Here is a 15218-nt window from a genome sequence, read left to right as displayed (position 1 = left end):
CATCCGGGATGAGATCCGTTATACAAAATTCAACCCTCCCCGCTTTCTCCTGGAAAGTCGGGGGAGGATCGCAGGGGGATTATTTACGTGGAGACGCGGTAGACTTACGGGGAATAAGGGAAGGCGTGGTAATCCGAATATTATTATTTATCTCTGGATTCAATAACATATCAACCGCATTGCTGGCGATATGCTCCAGCGGCGTTCTGACCGAGGTCAGCGCCACGGGCAGTCTGCTCACCAGGGGAATATCATTGTAACCGACCAGGGAGAGATCTTCGCCAATCACCAGCCCCTGCTGGTGCGCGGCCGCGAGGACGCCGATCGCCAGTTCGTCATTGACGGCAAATAGTGCGCTCGGGCGATGAGGCTGGCTGAGAATTTTCATTCCCTGCTGCTCCCCCGAGGCGATATTAAAATCTGAATGACAGCACCATTCCGCTTCGATCCTGAGCCCGGCTTCCTGCATTGCCCGCTCAAAGCCCTTACGCCGGTTGCGCGCGTTGGAGGCAAAATCAGGGCCGCCAATCAGGCCAATATCGCGGTGGCCTAAATCAATCAGGTGTCGGGTAGCCAGATAGCCGCCAAGCTCATCGTCCCCGACCGATGAGGGGCTAAAACCGTCGGTACGCAGCGCCAGAACGTGGGGCACATCCCGTTCACGCAGGGTTTGCGGCAAAGGATCGTCCAGCCGGCAGGTGGACATGATCAACCCATCCACGCGACGATCCAGCAGCGATTCCACGGCGTTTTTCTCCTGATCCTTGCTATCACCGCAGGTCGCAACGATCGCGAAATAGCCTCGCCTGGCCGCCGCCCTGGCTATCTCTTCGAAAAGCATCGCCGTAACGGCATCGGTCAGCCTCGGCACCAGGACGCCAAGCGTTCCGGTATCGCCCCGGCGCAGGCTGGAAGCAACATAGTCCCGACGGTAGCCCAGCTCACGGGCCACCTGGCGAATTTTCTCTGCCGAGGCGCTGCGTGAAGTGGGTAACCGTTCATCGAGTACGCGCGAAACGGTCGAGACGCTCACGCCCGCAGCGCGAGCAACATCCCGCATTGTCGCCAGCTTTTTTTCCGGCAAATCGTTCAGTTCACTTTCTTGATCCATCTGCTGCTCCAACTCATCAATGCGGGTAAAAATCCGTGTTGCCCGTTCAACGGATACCATCGTGCAAACCTTGGGGTTAAAGGATCTTACGTCAAACCTCGCCCGGACAAAAGGAATGGTGCTTCACTTTACCGGGTTCATTCGGCTGGTCGTTAATTCACATTTCTTATCCATTTTGCTTTGCATTCGCCGCTTCGCCTTTTTGCGCGTGAGTTTTTTCAGATTGTGAACTGCTCGACATTTATACAACAGGCGTAATTGACTTAGCGGCGAATCCAGCAAAGGATTAGCTGCAAGTGAAATCGATTGCAGTAACGTTATCATAAACACATCAGGACAGCATTATATGCAGCACGTCGATGAATAAGGGTTCGTTGCCCTGTGGTTATTCAGAACCTTACGTGTATGCCCCAGACAACGTTTAACAGGGTAATACTATGTCAACTCAGGCCATTGCTTCAGATTACGCCGTTGCCAGCGGAACGGCGTCCACGCCAGACGCGCTGCTGGCAAGGCTGGAACGCCTCCCCATCACCCGACGGCTGAAAGCGATCCGCGTTATCGTCGGCTTATCGACGTTTTTCGATGCCTATACCATTATTGCAATCGCATTTGCGCTCCCCCAGCTTACCCAGGAGTGGGGTCTCACGCCGACGTTTGTCGGTCTTATTATTGCGGCCAGCTACGTGGGCCAGCTGTGCGGCGCCCTGTTTTTCGGCTCGCTGGCGGAAAAAATAGGCCGTATCGGCGTATTGCGTATCACCATCATCATGTTCGTACTCATGGATGCGGCCTGCCTTTTTGCCTGGAACGGCTGGTCAATTCTTGTTATTCGCTTTTTACAGGGGGTGGGTATCGGTGCGGAAGTCCCCGTTGCCAGCGCCTATATCAATGAATTTGTCGGTGCCAAAAAGCGCGGGCGTTTCTTTTTGTTGTATGAAGTGATTTTCCCTATCGGCATGATGTTTGCCGGATTGGTGGGGTATTTTCTGGTGCCCATCTATGGCTGGAAGGTCATGTTTTTAATTGGCTTAGTCCCCTCCGCGCTGACCGTTCCCCTGCGCTGGCTGATGCCGGAATCACCGCGCTGGTTGACAGCAAAAGGGAGGCTGAAGGAAGCGGACAGCATCGTATCGACGCTGGAATCAGAGGTCATCAGGCGCGGGATGACGTTGCCCGAACCGGAAATAAAAGCCCCCGCGGTGCAAAAAGCGGCTCCGGAAGGGGTTAAAGCCCTCTTTGGCGGTATCTATAAATCCCGCACCTTTATGCTCTGGGGACTGTGGCTGACGGTTTATAGCGTCAACAACGGAATGATCACCTGGTTTCCAACCCTCTACAAAACCTGGTTTAACCTCTCCCTCGATACCAGTCTGGCCTACGGCTGGATCACCTCTTCCTGCGGCGTCGTGGCTTCGGTGATCTGCGCCTTGATGATCGACCGCGTCGGGCGCAAACGCTGGTACACATGGGCCTTTTTACTGGCCATCGTTCCGCTGATTACGCTCTCCGTTCTGGGCGCGAAATCCGCCGTTGAAATTCTGATTCTGGGCAGCCTGACCTACGCCATTCTGCAGACCATCGCTTTCTCGCTTTATCTGTACGCGGCAGAGCTTTACCCCACCCGACTGCGCGCTATCGGCACCGCGTATTCCAGCGCATGGCTCCGGGCGGGGTCATCAATCGGCCCACTGATGGTCGGTTTTATCGTCAGCGGCTTCGGGATCCGCTTTGTGTTTATCACTTTCGCGGTCATTGCGCTGATTGGTGGCTTAATTACCTGGCTTTTTGCCATTGAAACCAAAGGAAAATCGTTAGAAGAGCTGTCGCCATAGACGGCTGTGGCTCCAGGAAGCGCGGAGCCACCTCTGACGGGAGGTCGGCGCAGTCGGCTGATTCAGCTGCGCCTGACCGGGAATTATTCATAGACCTGGATCATTAACAGGCGGTAAAAACATGAACAAACTCATCCACAGCGGCACGATGCTGCTGGCTTTACTACACCCTTTACAGACGCTGGCCAGCGAGACGCTTTTTTCTCCCACCGCAAAAAACATGACCGGAGAATGGGGAGGCGTGCGTACGGATCTGCGCCGTCATGGTTATGATTTTACGCTGGAATATAGCGCAATGACGGCCACGAATATCTCCGGCGGTTACGATCGCGATAAAACCCTGCGCTACAGCGACCAGTATATTCTCGGCGTAAATATGGATCTGGAAAAGATTTTAGGTATTCACGACGGTGAATTTAAAGCGTCGGTGAATAATCGTAACGGGCGAGATCTGACTCAGGATCGCCTTCAGGATCCGCGCGCGCCGGTAATAGGCTCCGGTGTTCAGAGCAACTACGGTCGGGGGCAAACATGGCACGCGACGCAGTTTTGGTTCAAAAAAACCGGGTGGGATAAGAAGCTGGATCTCAAGGTGGGCCTGATGCCGCCGGGAGAGGATTTTGATAACAACGGCTGCTTTTTTCAAAACCTGTCGCTGTGCGGCTCTTTAGCCGGCCACGGCAGCGGCGTCTGGTATAACACCCCCATAGGCCAGTGGGGCGGCCGTATTAAATACAGCCCTGCCCCGGCGCTTTACGTCCAGGCCGGCGCGTTTCAGTACAATCCTGCCTACGCCACCCGCCACGGAAGCTTCCAGCTGGATGGTACCGGGCATCTGGGGTACATGTACCTTTTTGAACTGGGATATCGACCTACTCTCGGCGCGGCAAAACTCCCCGGCATCTGGAAACTCGGGGGATGGTATAACACGGCGGACGCCAATGATGTGCTGGATGATGACAATGGCGATCCCTATGTGCTCACGCACCAGGCCGCCCGGCGACACGACGGCCGCTACGGAGGTTATCTCTATGTCGTCCAGCAGCTGACCTACTCGAGCAGCCAGCGCCAGCGTGGCCTTAGCCTTTTCGGGCATCTGGCAATGAATGATAAAGATACGGCGACAATGGACTATCAGATTCAGGCCGGCGCCATTTATCAAGGCCCTTTCGCCAGCCGTCCGCAGGACTTTATCAGCTTCGGCGTCAGTAAAATGCACGCCAACGACAGAGTCGCCCGTCGGGCGCAGCTCCTGAACCAGATGCGGGGGATCGATGATTATGATAACCCTCTGTATGTTCCGGTTCGCAGAGCCGAGTATGCCGCAGAGCTGCATTATAGCTTTCGCGCGACGCCATGGCTGACCGTGCGCCCTAACCTGCAGCTGCTCGTTCATCCGGGAGGAAGCGAAGAGATTAAAAACGCCTGGGTGCTCGGCAATCAGGTGACCGTCAAATTCTGATAAAACGGGCTGCCGCCGTCAGGCCTGACCCAGTGCGTGTGATCATTACCCATGGGCGCCCTTTCCTGCGGTTCTGAACCCCCCTGATCCCGGCATAGCCTTCCTGCTATGCCGGGTATTTCAACTACCGTTTGATTAACGCAAACACGCCCCAGCCAAAGTATTCGCGCGTATAAGTCGTATGGCGTTTTGGCGCCATCGTCAGCTCCGCCCGGACTTCTGGCACAAACTCATCATCGGGGTTTTCCTCCAACCAACGTCGCATGGTGAGCCATTTCGCCGCTTCGTAGCGGTCCCAACCTTCCTGGTCCGCCAGCACCATTTCGACGAGGTCATAGCCAAGCGCATCGTAAGAGGAGACCAGATCGGCAAGCGTCAGAAAGTCGGCGAGCGAAGAGGCGCCACAGGCCTGTGCTATCTCTTCCGTTGCCGGTACCTGGCGCCAGTACGGTTCGCCGATCAGCAGCATACCGCCGGGCTTGAGGCTTTTGCTCAGCAGCTCGATAGTCCCGGCGACGCCGCCGGCGATCCAGGTCGCGCCCACGCAGGCGGCGATGTCGCATTTTTCCTCGGCCACATAACCGGCGGCGTCCTGGTGAATAAACGTCACGCGGTCGGCAACGCCGAGCTCTTCTGCCCGCAGCTTAGCCTGCTCGCTGAACAGCGCGCTCATGTCGACGCCGATGCCGCGAATGCCGCGATCGCGCGCCCAGGTACAGAGCATCTCCCCCGACCCGCTGCCAAGATCGAGTATCCGGGTTCCGGCCTTCATTCGCAGCGCGCGGCCAAGGGCGGCGTATTTTTCCGGCGTAAACGGGTTATGGATGCGGTGAGCGCTTTCACTAATGGTGAAAATACGTGGAATATCCAATGGTTGAATTCCTTTTATGGGTTTTGCGGAAAGAGAATCGGGAACGTTTTTTTCGGCCAGCAGCGCGTACAGCTTGCCGGTAAAGGTTTCGCTGACCGGCCATTCCGCCTCATCCGGGCGAGTAATGGTGGTCAAACCCGCCGTGCGCAGCAGGTCGAGATAAGCATCATCATGCCAGGCGGTCATCCGGCTGCCGAAGCGCGTCACCTTGCCGCTCTCTTCAATCGCCATAAACCGCGTGGAGCTGGTTTGCGCCGCCGGATCCCAGGCGTGCTCCGTCAGCAGCAGGTGCGGAACATCAAGAAACAGCCCCTGCGGACAGCGCTGCCAGCCGGGATCGGCCATTCCCTGACGTTTAACCTCTGCATAGGTATGAACCTCGATGAGCAGCTTTCCCCACGGAACCAGCCACTGCGCGCAGCGATGAACCAGCGAGCGGGCCTCAGCCGCGCTGAACACGTTCAGTTCACCGAAGGTCATCATAATGAAATCAAACTGGGTTTCCGGCGCGTACTCGCGAACGTCCTGCTGGTGATAGGTAATATCCAGCCCGGCCGCCTGCGCCTGCTGCCGGGCCCAGGCGATCGACGCCGGCGAAAAATCCACGCCCGTACAGTAAAAGCCGCGCTCCGCCAGCAGGCGGGTGTAAAAGCCCGGCCCGCAGCCGAGGTCCAGAATGCGCGCGCCGGCGGGTAGCTGTCCGGCAATCCACGCGACCTGTTGTTCGATAACCGCCCGCCTGCGGCTGGCCCAGTCGTGCTCCTGCGACAGATGGTTCTCCAGCATACGCTGGCTAAAAGCCGGTTCATCCCAGGGGATTTTGCGCTCCCGGGATGACAACGCGATATGCCTGGAACCTGTAATAATCGTGCCAATAGTCATCATCATCTCCTTATTGATTACTCGCGCCAGTGCTCGGGTTTCATTAACGCCCGGGCGCACTGTATCTGGCCCGCTCGCCCCAGCGGCTGAGACGAAATCGGCTGCAGCATCCAGCAGGCTTTATGCGCCGCGGGAATCGGATAAGGCGCCGGATAGCCTTTATCTCCCGCGCATGGCTCAAACCCGTGCCTGGGGTAGTAAGCGGCGTGGCCCAGAACAAATACCGTCTGGCTTCCCATTGCTTTCAACTGCTCAATGCCGTGCCGGATAAGCTCTCCGCCAACGCCTACGCCCTGGTATTCCGGCACCACCGCCAGGGGAGCAAGGATGTGCATCATCGGCGAGTCCGGCTCCCCTTTGAACGTCGCCCGGGTGAATAAAATATGCCCAACCGCCTCTCCGTTATGCCTGGCCAGCAGCGATAGCGTCGGGCAGGCGCTCTCATCGTTAAGCAAATCGGCCACCAGCCTGGCCTCTTTGCTGTAGCCGAAAGCCCGGGTTTCGACGTCGAGAATGTCATCGGTATCGCCTTCAGAGGCGACATGAAAAGTGAAGCTGTGGTTTGTCATCAGAGGCTCCTTAGCGATTGTCCAGCTGTGCGCGGACGTTATTCAGCCCGGTGGTATTGATGCGGTAGGGCTGTCCGTTGACGGACTTAATCAGCTTTTTGGTTTTGAGTTTTTTGAAAACGGCGAGCGTGCAGTCGCTGAGCAGGAGCCCTTCGCGGCTGTAGCATTCAACAGAGGTGACGCGGCCTGATGCATCGCGGATGTGCGCGATCCGGCCACCTTTAGCGAGAACGTGTAAGGTACGTTGTTCCTGACGGGATAGATTCATACTGAAGAAACCTGTTAATCATCATGCGTAAAAACGAGCCAACACCCGCAGGTGTTCGCGTAAGGTTTAAGCGCAGCGATAACCAGTCCGGCCTGAAAAGGTCGGGAAGCTGATTATCTGATGATGACATTCTCCAGCATCAAAGCCTCGGTGAGAGTTGAAAAGGTATTTACCAGCGGAATGATAACACGTAGTTTTTATATGGAAATCGTAATAATCAAAAAGTGTGATCTGCTGCGAGTCCGTACGCGCTCCGGCCGGCATCAATGACCGCCTCCGTTCTTCTGGTCGATAGGTTTGGTACATTGGTTAACCATTTCGCAACACGACGCTACCCGCCGCGCACTGACCCTATGCCCATGAAGAATTCCACTTCCCCGGTTCTGAGTAATCTCTTGAAGTACATGAAAAATGCTTAACACTAACGCCAGCAGAATCAGCCCGCGCCCCGTGGCGGTTTAACAATGCCGCCCTGTTTAACGTTCCCTCCCCTTCACGCATCTCCGTCACACTTTGGTTTACCAATTTGCCATTCATGGTTGACATGTTCGACCAATTGGAGGAATTTATACGCCATATCGTCTGGTTTCCCCTCCGTTACGATGGTTGACCGGAACCGACGCTACCATCAAAGCAGCGGCCTGAAGCAGGTCAATAACGTGAAAGAGGTTAAGCATGGAACAGACATGGCGCTGGTATGGCCCTAACGATCCGGTCACTTTAGCTGACGTCCGTCAGGCGGGCGCAACCGGAGTGGTTACCGCCCTGCACCATATCCCGAACGGTGAAGTGTGGACGGTTGACGAAATCCTCAAGCGTAAAGCCATCGTGGAAGCCGCCGGGCTGGTATGGTCGGTGGTCGAAAGCGTACCGATTCACGAAGAGATCAAAACCCATACCGGCAACTACGCGAAGTGGATCGCTAACTACCAGCAGAGCCTGCGCAATCTGGCCCAGTGCGGCATCCGTACCGTGTGCTACAACTTTATGCCGGTCCTTGACTGGACCCGTACCGACCTGGAATACGTCCTGCCGGATGGCTCCAAAGCCCTGCGTTTCGATCAAATTGAATTCGCCGCCTTTGAACTGCATATCCTCAAGCGTCCGGGCGCGGAAGCGGACTACACCGCCGAAGAGGTCGCTCAGGCGAATCAGCGTTTCGCCGCCATGAGCGATGAAGATAAAGCGCGCCTGACCCGCAACATTATCGCCGGTCTGCCGGGCGCGGAAGAGGGATATACCCTCGACCAGTTCCGCCAGCACCTTGCCACCTATAAAGATATTGATAAAGCCGCGCTGCGCGAGAATTTCGCCGTCTTCCTGAAAGCGATTATCCCCGTCGCCGAAGAGGTTGGCGTACGTATGGCGGTACACCCGGACGATCCGCCGCGCCCGATTCTCGGCCTGCCGCGCATCGTCTCGACCATTGAAGATATGCAGTGGATGGTCGACACGGTGAACAGCATGGCTAACGGCTTTACCATGTGCACCGGCTCCTACGGGGTCCGCGCCGACAACGATCTGGTGGATATGATTAAGCAGTTCGGCCCGCGCATTTACTTCACCCATCTGCGCTCTACGCTGCGCGAAGAGAACCCGAAAACGTTCCACGAAGCCGCTCACCTGCACGGCGACGTGGACATGTACGAAGTGGTGAAAGCGATTGTTGAAGAAGAGCACCGCCGTAAAGCGGAAGGCAAAGAGGATCTTATCCCTATGCGTCCTGACCACGGCCACCAGATGCTCGACGATCTGAAAAAGAAAACCAACCCCGGCTATTCCGCGATTGGTCGCCTGAAAGGGCTGGCTGAAGTTCGCGGCGTCGAGCTGGCGATTCAGCGCGCTTTTTTTAGCCGCTAATTCCTGACTGGCGGGGCCGACGTCCCGCCTTTACCTCTTCGGCCGCCTTTTGCGGCCCACTCTGGAGTTTGCTATGACTGCAACCATTGCCGACAGCAACCTGCCGGTGACGCGCCCCGCGTGGGATCGTTCTCGCCTGGAATCCCGCATCGTTCACCTGGGCTGCGGCGCATTTCACCGCGCGCATCAGGCGCTTTATACCCATCATCTGCTGGAAACCAGCGACAGCGACTGGGGCATCTGCGAAGTCAACCTGATGCCGGGCAACGATCGCGTTCTGATTGAACAGCTGAAAAATCAGCAGCTGCTCTACACGGTGGCGGAAAAAGGCGCTGACAGCACCGCGCTGAAAATTATCGGTTCGATGAAAGAGGCGCTGCATCCGGAAATCGACGGCTGTGACGGCATTCTGCGCGCCATGACGCGTCCGCACACGGCAATCGTCTCCCTGACGGTCACTGAAAAAGGCTACTGCACCGATGCGGCCAGCGGCCAGCTCGATCTCAACAACCCGCTGATTCAACACGACCTCGCCAACCCGACGACGCCGAAATCCGCCATAGGCTATATCGTCGAAGCGCTGCGCCTGCGCCGTGAGCAGGGTCTTGAGGCCTTTACGGTGATGTCCTGCGATAACGTCCGCGAGAATGGCCACGTGGCGAAAGTGGCGGTGCTTGGCCTGGCCCGGGCGCGCGACCCGCTGCTGGCGGCGTGGATTGAAGCCCATGCCACCTTCCCGTGTACCATGGTTGACCGCATCGTACCCGCGGCGACGCCGGAAACGCTGCAGGAGATTGCCGACCAGCTTGGGGTCTACGATCCGTGCGCCATCGCCTGCGAACCGTTCCGCCAGTGGGTGATTGAAGATAGCTTCGTCAGCGGCCGCCCGGCGTGGGATAAAGTCGGCGCGCAGTTTGTTGAAGACGTCGTGCCGTTTGAAATGATGAAGCTGCGGATGCTCAACGGCAGCCACTCCTTCCTGGCGTATCTTGGCTATCTCGGCGGCTATGAAACCATCGCCGATACCATGACCAACCCGGCCTATCGTGAAGCGGCTTTCGCCCTGATGATGCAGGAGCAGGCGCCGACGCTCTCCATGCCGGAAGGCACCGATCTCCAGGCCTACGCCACGCTGCTGATTGCCCGTTTCAGCAACCCGTCGCTGCGCCATCGTACCTGGCAGATCGCCATGGACGGTAGCCAGAAGCTGCCGCAGCGCCTGCTGGATCCCATCCGTCTGCATCTGCAAAACGGCAGCAGCTGGCGCCATCTGGCGCTCGGCGTGGCGGGCTGGATGCGCTATACCCAGGGCATCGACGAGCGGGGGCAGCCTATTGATGTTGTCGACCCGCTGCTGGCGGAGATCCAACAGATCAACCAGCGTTTTCAGGGTGCAGAACGCGTCGCCGCGCTGCTGGCGTTAAGCGGAATTTTTGCCCACGATCTGCCGGACAATAGCGATTTTATTGCGGCGGTGACGCAGGCTTACCACGCGCTGTGCGAACGCGGCGCCCGCGAGTGCGTTGCGGCGCTCGGCGGCGGCCTGTAACGCTCTGTCCTGCCATGGGTCAACTGCACACCAATGTGGTTGACCCGTTTTCCCACTCTCCGCGCACGGGGAGGTGCCAACCCCCTGGCCAGATGCTATAGTCAGCCACCGGGCTATCGCATCTCACAACATAACATCATGAAATCACAAACTTCTCAGCACAGACCCTATCAGGAAGTCGGCGCGTTGATCCGCAATCTGATCGTCCAGACGCCCTATAACCCCGGCGATCGCTTACCGCCGGAACGTGAAATCGCCGAGATGCTGGACGTGACCCGCACCGTGGTCCGCGAGGCGCTGATCATGCTGGAGATTAAAGGGCTGGTCGAAGTGCGCCGCGGCGCCGGGATCTACGTGCTCGATAACGCCGTCGGAGAAGGCGCGGCGGAGAGCGCGGACATCAATCATTGCAATGATGCCGGTCCGTTTGAACTGCTGCAGGCCCGCCAGCTGCTGGAGAGCAATATCGCCGAATTTGCCGCCCTGCAGGCAACCCGGGAAGATATCATCAAAATGCGCCAGGCTTTGCAGCTGGAAGAGCGCGAGCTGGCCAGCAGCGCGCCGGGCGGCTCCGAAAGCGGCGATATGCAGTTTCATCTGGCCATTGCCGAAGCGACCCACAACAGTATGCTGGTCGAGCTGTTCAGGCAGTCATGGCAGTGGCGGGAAAATAACCCCATGTGGATCCAGCTGCACCGCCATCTCGGCGATACCCACTACCGCCAGGAGTGGCTGGTGGATCACAAACGGATCCTCGCCGCCTTAATCAAAAAAGACGCCCGGGCGGCCAAGCTTGCCATGTGGCAGCATCTGGAAAACGTCAAACGCCGCCTGCTGGAGTTCTCCAACGTCGATGATATCTACTTCGACGGCTACCTGTTCGACTCCTGGCCGCTGGACAACGCTGACGCCTGATCCCTGCCGCTGGCGCACGGATAGCGGCCGTCCGCGCGCCTTCTGTGCCGCAGCGCAAAAGTTGATAATGATTCTCATCTTTATTGTCGCCCTGACCGCGCAGTGATAAGGTGACGTCATCCGATGACGCCCTCTCCGGTGCCGAAAACCGCATGAACAAGACAACTACGCAGAACGAACCCGCCCGCCAGGCGCTGAGGAAAACCTTCTCCGTCAGCGAGTTTATGGCGTTTGGTGAACGATACGGTATCGACTACCGCTTCCCGCAGCTGCTGCAAAAGCCGGAGCCTCCGCACGCCAGCCCGGTGCTGCGGGGAGAAGTGGAAGAGATGACCCTGCCCTGCGGCATGTGCGTCACCCATTCTGATGTTCACGTATTGCAGCCTTATGAGACCACCTCCCGCCACAGTAGCCCGCTCTATATGCTGGTGGTGCTGGAAGGCTGCGTCGCGCTGACCCTCAACGGGGAGCAGCACCTGGTGCGTTCCGGGATGGCCTTCACCTCGCGCCTTAGCGAACATCAGGCCATGCGCGCCCGCCACGATGCCGACAGCCGGCTCCGTACGCTCTCCCTCGGACTCTACCCGGACGGCACCTGGCGCGATGGCCTGCTCGATTCATTGATGCGCGAGTGGGAAAGGTGCCAGACGCCAACGCTTATCTGGCAGATACCGGGTTTTCTGCTGAGCGGACTGCAGTACGCGCAGCAGAGCGCGCTGAGTCGCGTGTCCCGACAGCTGATGCTGGAAGGGCTTATCCTGCAGCTGTTCGGCCATGGGCTGAGCGTCTGTCAGGATGAAAGCGCGAAGCACGTCGCCCCGGCGGGCGGCGAACAGCAGCGGCTGGAGAGAGTTCGCCGCCTGCTGGAGCAGGCGCCGGAAAACGACTATACCCTCAATGAGCTGGCCCAGCGGGCGGCGATGAGCTCCAGCAGCTTGCGCAGTAAGTTTCGCCAGGCCTACGGCTGTTCGGTTTTTGACTACCTGCGCGATTGCCGCCTGGCGCGGGCAAGAAGCTATCTGCTGGAAGGCTATAGCGTGCAGCAGGCGGCCTGGATGTCGGGCTACCAGCACGCCACCAACTTCTCTACCGCTTTTCGTCGGCGCTACGGCATCTCGCCCTGCGATGTGCAAAAGCCGGGCTAATCCATTTTTCCCCTTTTTGCGAAAAATAGTCAGCGGCTTTGGCAGCGCGCATACGCATCCTGGCATTGCGCATAGCTATAGACAGCATCAAAAAGGTAATAATTCTTATTAACAATTAGAAATGCCTTTGGAGATGTTCATGTTTGCGAAAACTCGCCTGGCGCTACTGGTAGGATGGGTGACCGGCGGCGTCGCCTTCCCGCTGCTGGCCCAGGAAACAACAAAAAACGAAACCATCGTGGTCACTTCGCAGATGCAGAGCGGCGCGACCAAAATTGCCACCCCGGATATAGAGACCCCGCAATCGGTGTCCATTATCACGCGCGAGCAGTTTGAAGAACAGGGCGCGATCAGCGTCCGCCAGGCCGTGAGCTATACCCCCGGGGTTTACAGCAACCAGATTGGCGCCTCCAACCGCTTTGACTATATCGTCCTGCGCGGCTTCTCCGACGGCAGCCTGGATAACGTCTATCTCGACGGCCTGAAAATGATGGGCGATACCAACTCGCACAGCTCGCTGGTGGTCGATCCGTGGTTCCTGGAAAATATCGAAGTGGTGCGCGGCCCGGCCTCGGTGCTGTACGGCCGCTCTTCACCCGGCGGCATCGTCGCCCTCACCTCGCGTAAACCCTCATTCGATCCCGGCGGAGAAATTAAGCTGTTTGCCGGGAATAACAACCAGCGCGGGGCAGCGTTTGACGTTACCGGGGCGCTGGACGATAACGATCGCGTGGCGGCGCGCTTAAGCGGCATGACCCGCTATGCAGACTCGCAGTTTGATACCTTAAAAGAGCAGCGCTACGCGATTATGCCCAGCCTGACCTGGCGCATCACCGACCAGACGCGCCTTGATTTAATGGCCTATCTGCATCGCGACCCGGAGGGCGGCAGCCACTCGGGCCTCCCCTATGAAGGTACTGTGGTGCCGCACTACGGCAAGAAAATCGCTAACACCTTCTTCGAGGGAGAAGATGACTACGACAAGTACGATCGCCGCGAAAATATGGTCGGCTACAACTTCGAGCATCTGTTTGATAACGGCTGGTCGGTGCGGCAGAAGCTGCGCTACCTGCATACCAAAGTCGAGCTGAATCAGGTTTATGCCGCGGGCTGGCTGAACGAAACCGAGCTGAACCGCGGCTATTCCGGCTCGGACGAAAAGATGAACGCCATCACCCTCGATAACCAGCTCGACGGCAGCGTCGATACCTGGGCCGTTAACCATCGCCTGCTGATAGGGATCGACTATCAGGACCGCAGCAACGACACCACCGGCTACTATGGCGCATTCCCGGCCATTGACGCTTTTAATCCGGTCTACGGCGCGAAGCCGGATTACATCACCATGTACAGCCGCGAGAAGCACAAGCTGCGCCAGACCGGCTACTATTTACAGGATCAAATGTCCTGGGAGCGCTGGCGTTTGACCCTCGGCGGGCGCTACGACCAGGTCAGCGTCTCCAACATCGATAAGCTTAATCAAACGCGCAGCGATCTGGATAAGAACAACTTCAGCACCCGCGCCGCGCTGCTGTATCTGTTCGATAACGGGTTTGCCCCGTACATCAGCTACTCCACCGCCTTTACGCCCACCAGCTTCGCCGACGAAAACGGCAACGTGCTGGATCCGATGAAAGGCAAGCAGTGGGAAGCCGGGCTGAAGTATGAGCCGGAAGGAATGAACAGCCAGTTCAGCGCCTCGGTATTCCGCATCAATCAGACCAATATCGCCACCAAAGAAGAGCCGACCGATCCGTATCGTTCGATTGGTGAAATTGAGTCGAAAGGGGTGGAGCTGGAGGCGATAAGCCAGCTAACCGATAGCTTCCGCCTGCAGGCCGCCTATACCTACACCGACATTCGCTATAAGAAAAGCAGCCCGGAAGAGCAAGGCAAGCGTGCCGTTTACGCGCCGCGCAATCAGGCCAGCGCCTGGCTGAGCTATGATGTGAAAAGCGGCCCGCTGGATGGCCTGACGCTGGGTTCCGGCGTGCGCTACGTCAACGGCATTACCAGCGACCGCCTGAATACGCACACTCTGCCGTCCTGGACGCTGGTGGATATGGCGATCGGCTATGACCTGTCGAAGGTGGGAATTAAAGGCCTCAGCGCCCAGCTGAACGTGAATAACCTGACCGACAAGAGCTACATTGCCGCCTGTAACTCGCTCTCTTACTGCTACTTTGGCGCAGAGCGCAGTATCGTCGGCAGCGTCTCCTGGAAGTTCTGATCGCGCTAAAAAAGCCCGGAGTTTTGCGCTCCGGGCTGCGGGTTACTCTTCCGCTTTATGGGCCCACGCGGGCATGGCCGTTAAGTAGCGCATCGCCCGCTTGCGCGCTTCCGCGGGGCCAACCTTCTGCCAGGAATCGAGGAACTCGGCCAGGCCGGAGACGGCGTCCTCCCAGGATTTAAGCTTCCCCTCGCTATCGCAGCACCAGGCGCAGTACTCTTCGCTTGCGCTTTTCGCCTCCCCGGCGGACATTGGCATTCCACAGGCCTGACAAAACCGTTCTTGCTGTGACATAGAGCGCTCCTTTCTTGCGGATTGAGCATAAAAAATACCGCGTTTTTCGTCCAATAACGTCCTGCCAGCTCAAATAACCGTAAATTACCCGTGGTTATTATAGCCACAGCCTGGCTTGTGCCCGGCTTCCTGAACGCGTTCGACTACACTAAACAGGGACAGATGTTTGATACCGCTGCGTCTGCCGGGAGCTTCTATAAACGGCAGGCCCAGCCGAGCCGGACGCA

Annotated in this window: 12 protein-coding genes and 1 pseudogene; 7 read left to right on the top strand and 6 right to left on the bottom strand. The window is 57.7% G+C overall.

The window, feature by feature from the left end:
* Window positions 1-79: 79 nt before the first annotated feature.
* Complete coding sequence (locus MKleb_RS05490; RefSeq protein ID WP_025107245.1) at window positions 80-1111, bottom strand: LacI family DNA-binding transcriptional regulator; 1032 nt, start codon at window positions 1109-1111, stop codon at window positions 80-82.
* A gap of 437 nt (window positions 1112-1548) precedes the next feature.
* Between MKleb_RS05490 and MKleb_RS05485 the strand changes: the two genes are divergently transcribed.
* Together MKleb_RS05485 and MKleb_RS05480 are read left to right on the top strand one after the other, a co-directional pair.
* The gene (locus tag MKleb_RS05485) at window positions 1549-2946 is read left to right on the top strand and encodes an MFS transporter (RefSeq protein WP_014228060.1); all 1398 of its coding nucleotides are present in this window, start codon (window positions 1549-1551) and stop codon (window positions 2944-2946) included.
* Window positions 2947-3067: 121 nt separating this feature from the next.
* The gene (locus MKleb_RS05480; RefSeq protein WP_163586119.1) at window positions 3068-4408 is read left to right on the top strand and encodes a carbohydrate porin; all 1341 of its coding nucleotides are present in this window, start codon (window positions 3068-3070) and stop codon (window positions 4406-4408) included.
* Between the two features lie 124 nt (window positions 4409-4532).
* Here MKleb_RS05480 and MKleb_RS29850 read toward each other — a convergent pair whose 3' ends face one another.
* The 4 genes and pseudogenes from MKleb_RS29850 to MKleb_RS05465 form a co-directional block, all read right to left on the bottom strand.
* Window positions 4533-5279 (bottom strand): class I SAM-dependent methyltransferase, encoded by a 747-nt coding sequence (locus MKleb_RS29850; protein ID WP_224322392.1) that lies wholly within the window; start codon window positions 5277-5279, stop codon window positions 4533-4535.
* A 360-nt stretch (window positions 5280-5639) separates the two neighbouring features.
* Window positions 5640-6065, bottom strand: a pseudogene (locus MKleb_RS29845) (class I SAM-dependent methyltransferase); the annotation flags it as partial.
* A gap of 113 nt (window positions 6066-6178) precedes the next feature.
* Window positions 6179-6730, bottom strand: coding sequence for a GNAT family N-acetyltransferase (locus MKleb_RS05470; protein ID WP_064378312.1), 552 nt, complete (start codon window positions 6728-6730; stop codon window positions 6179-6181).
* 10 nt (window positions 6731-6740) lie between these two features.
* A complete protein-coding gene (locus MKleb_RS05465) occupies window positions 6741-6998 on the bottom strand; it encodes a YjhX family toxin (protein WP_004110819.1) in 258 nt (85 codons plus the stop codon).
* Between the two features lie 675 nt (window positions 6999-7673).
* Between MKleb_RS05465 and uxuA the strand changes: the two genes are divergently transcribed.
* The 5 genes from uxuA to foxA all read left to right on the top strand — a co-directional run bounded on the left by uxuA (window position 7674) and on the right by foxA (window position 14697).
* Window positions 7674-8858, top strand: a complete 1185-nt coding sequence (uxuA, locus tag MKleb_RS05460; RefSeq protein ID WP_014228054.1) for a mannonate dehydratase — start codon at window positions 7674-7676, stop codon at window positions 8856-8858.
* A gap of 73 nt (window positions 8859-8931) precedes the next feature.
* A complete protein-coding gene (locus tag MKleb_RS05455) occupies window positions 8932-10407 on the top strand; it encodes a fructuronate reductase (protein WP_128696736.1) in 1476 nt (491 codons plus the stop codon).
* Between the two features lie 138 nt (window positions 10408-10545).
* Entirely contained in the window at window positions 10546-11322 is a 777-nt protein-coding gene (gene uxuR / locus MKleb_RS05450) for a Uxu operon transcriptional regulator (protein ID WP_004847986.1), read from the top strand.
* A gap of 152 nt (window positions 11323-11474) precedes the next feature.
* Window positions 11475-12467, top strand: coding sequence for a helix-turn-helix transcriptional regulator (locus tag MKleb_RS05445; RefSeq protein ID WP_014228052.1), 993 nt, complete (start codon window positions 11475-11477; stop codon window positions 12465-12467).
* Between the two features lie 121 nt (window positions 12468-12588).
* On the top strand, window positions 12589-14697 hold the full coding sequence (gene foxA / locus MKleb_RS05440) for a ferrioxamine B receptor FoxA (protein WP_108703586.1): 2109 nt from the start codon (window positions 12589-12591) through the stop codon (window positions 14695-14697).
* 42 nt (window positions 14698-14739) lie between these two features.
* On the opposite strand, the gene MKleb_RS05435 is transcribed toward foxA, so the two are convergent.
* On the bottom strand, window positions 14740-14991 hold the full coding sequence (locus MKleb_RS05435) for a zinc ribbon domain-containing protein (protein ID WP_025107253.1): 252 nt from the start codon (window positions 14989-14991) through the stop codon (window positions 14740-14742).
* Window positions 14992-15218 lie beyond the last annotated feature (227 nt).

This window comes from Klebsiella sp. PL-2018 (assembly GCF_019048985.1).
Classification (GTDB): Bacteria; Pseudomonadota; Gammaproteobacteria; order Enterobacterales; family Enterobacteriaceae; genus Klebsiella; species Klebsiella michiganensis.
The sequence above is the reverse complement of the archived record's forward strand: the minus strand, read 5'-3'. Positions and strand labels throughout refer to the sequence as shown.

What these genes read in the sequence shown, in the direction of transcription:
- MKleb_RS05490 (WP_025107245.1), bottom strand. Translation starts at nt 1,111, where the DNA reads ATGGATCAAGAAAGTGAACTGAACGATTTGCCGGAAAAAAAGCTGGCG.
- MKleb_RS05485 (WP_014228060.1), top strand. Translation starts at nt 1,549, where the DNA reads ATGTCAACTCAGGCCATTGCTTCAGATTACGCCGTTGCCAGCGGAACG.
- MKleb_RS05480 (WP_163586119.1), top strand. Translation starts at nt 3,068, where the DNA reads ATGAACAAACTCATCCACAGCGGCACGATGCTGCTGGCTTTACTACAC.
- MKleb_RS05470 (WP_064378312.1), bottom strand. Translation starts at nt 6,730, where the DNA reads ATGACAAACCACAGCTTCACTTTTCATGTCGCCTCTGAAGGCGATACC.
- MKleb_RS05465 (WP_004110819.1), bottom strand. Translation starts at nt 6,998, where the DNA reads ATGAATCTATCCCGTCAGGAACAACGTACCTTACACGTTCTCGCTAAA.
- uxuA (WP_014228054.1), top strand. Translation starts at nt 7,674, where the DNA reads ATGGAACAGACATGGCGCTGGTATGGCCCTAACGATCCGGTCACTTTA.
- MKleb_RS05455 (WP_128696736.1), top strand. Translation starts at nt 8,932, where the DNA reads ATGACTGCAACCATTGCCGACAGCAACCTGCCGGTGACGCGCCCCGCG.
- uxuR (WP_004847986.1), top strand. Translation starts at nt 10,546, where the DNA reads ATGAAATCACAAACTTCTCAGCACAGACCCTATCAGGAAGTCGGCGCG.
- MKleb_RS05445 (WP_014228052.1), top strand. Translation starts at nt 11,475, where the DNA reads ATGAACAAGACAACTACGCAGAACGAACCCGCCCGCCAGGCGCTGAGG.
- foxA (WP_108703586.1), top strand. Translation starts at nt 12,589, where the DNA reads ATGCCTTTGGAGATGTTCATGTTTGCGAAAACTCGCCTGGCGCTACTG.
- MKleb_RS05435 (WP_025107253.1), bottom strand. Translation starts at nt 14,991, where the DNA reads ATGTCACAGCAAGAACGGTTTTGTCAGGCCTGTGGAATGCCAATGTCC.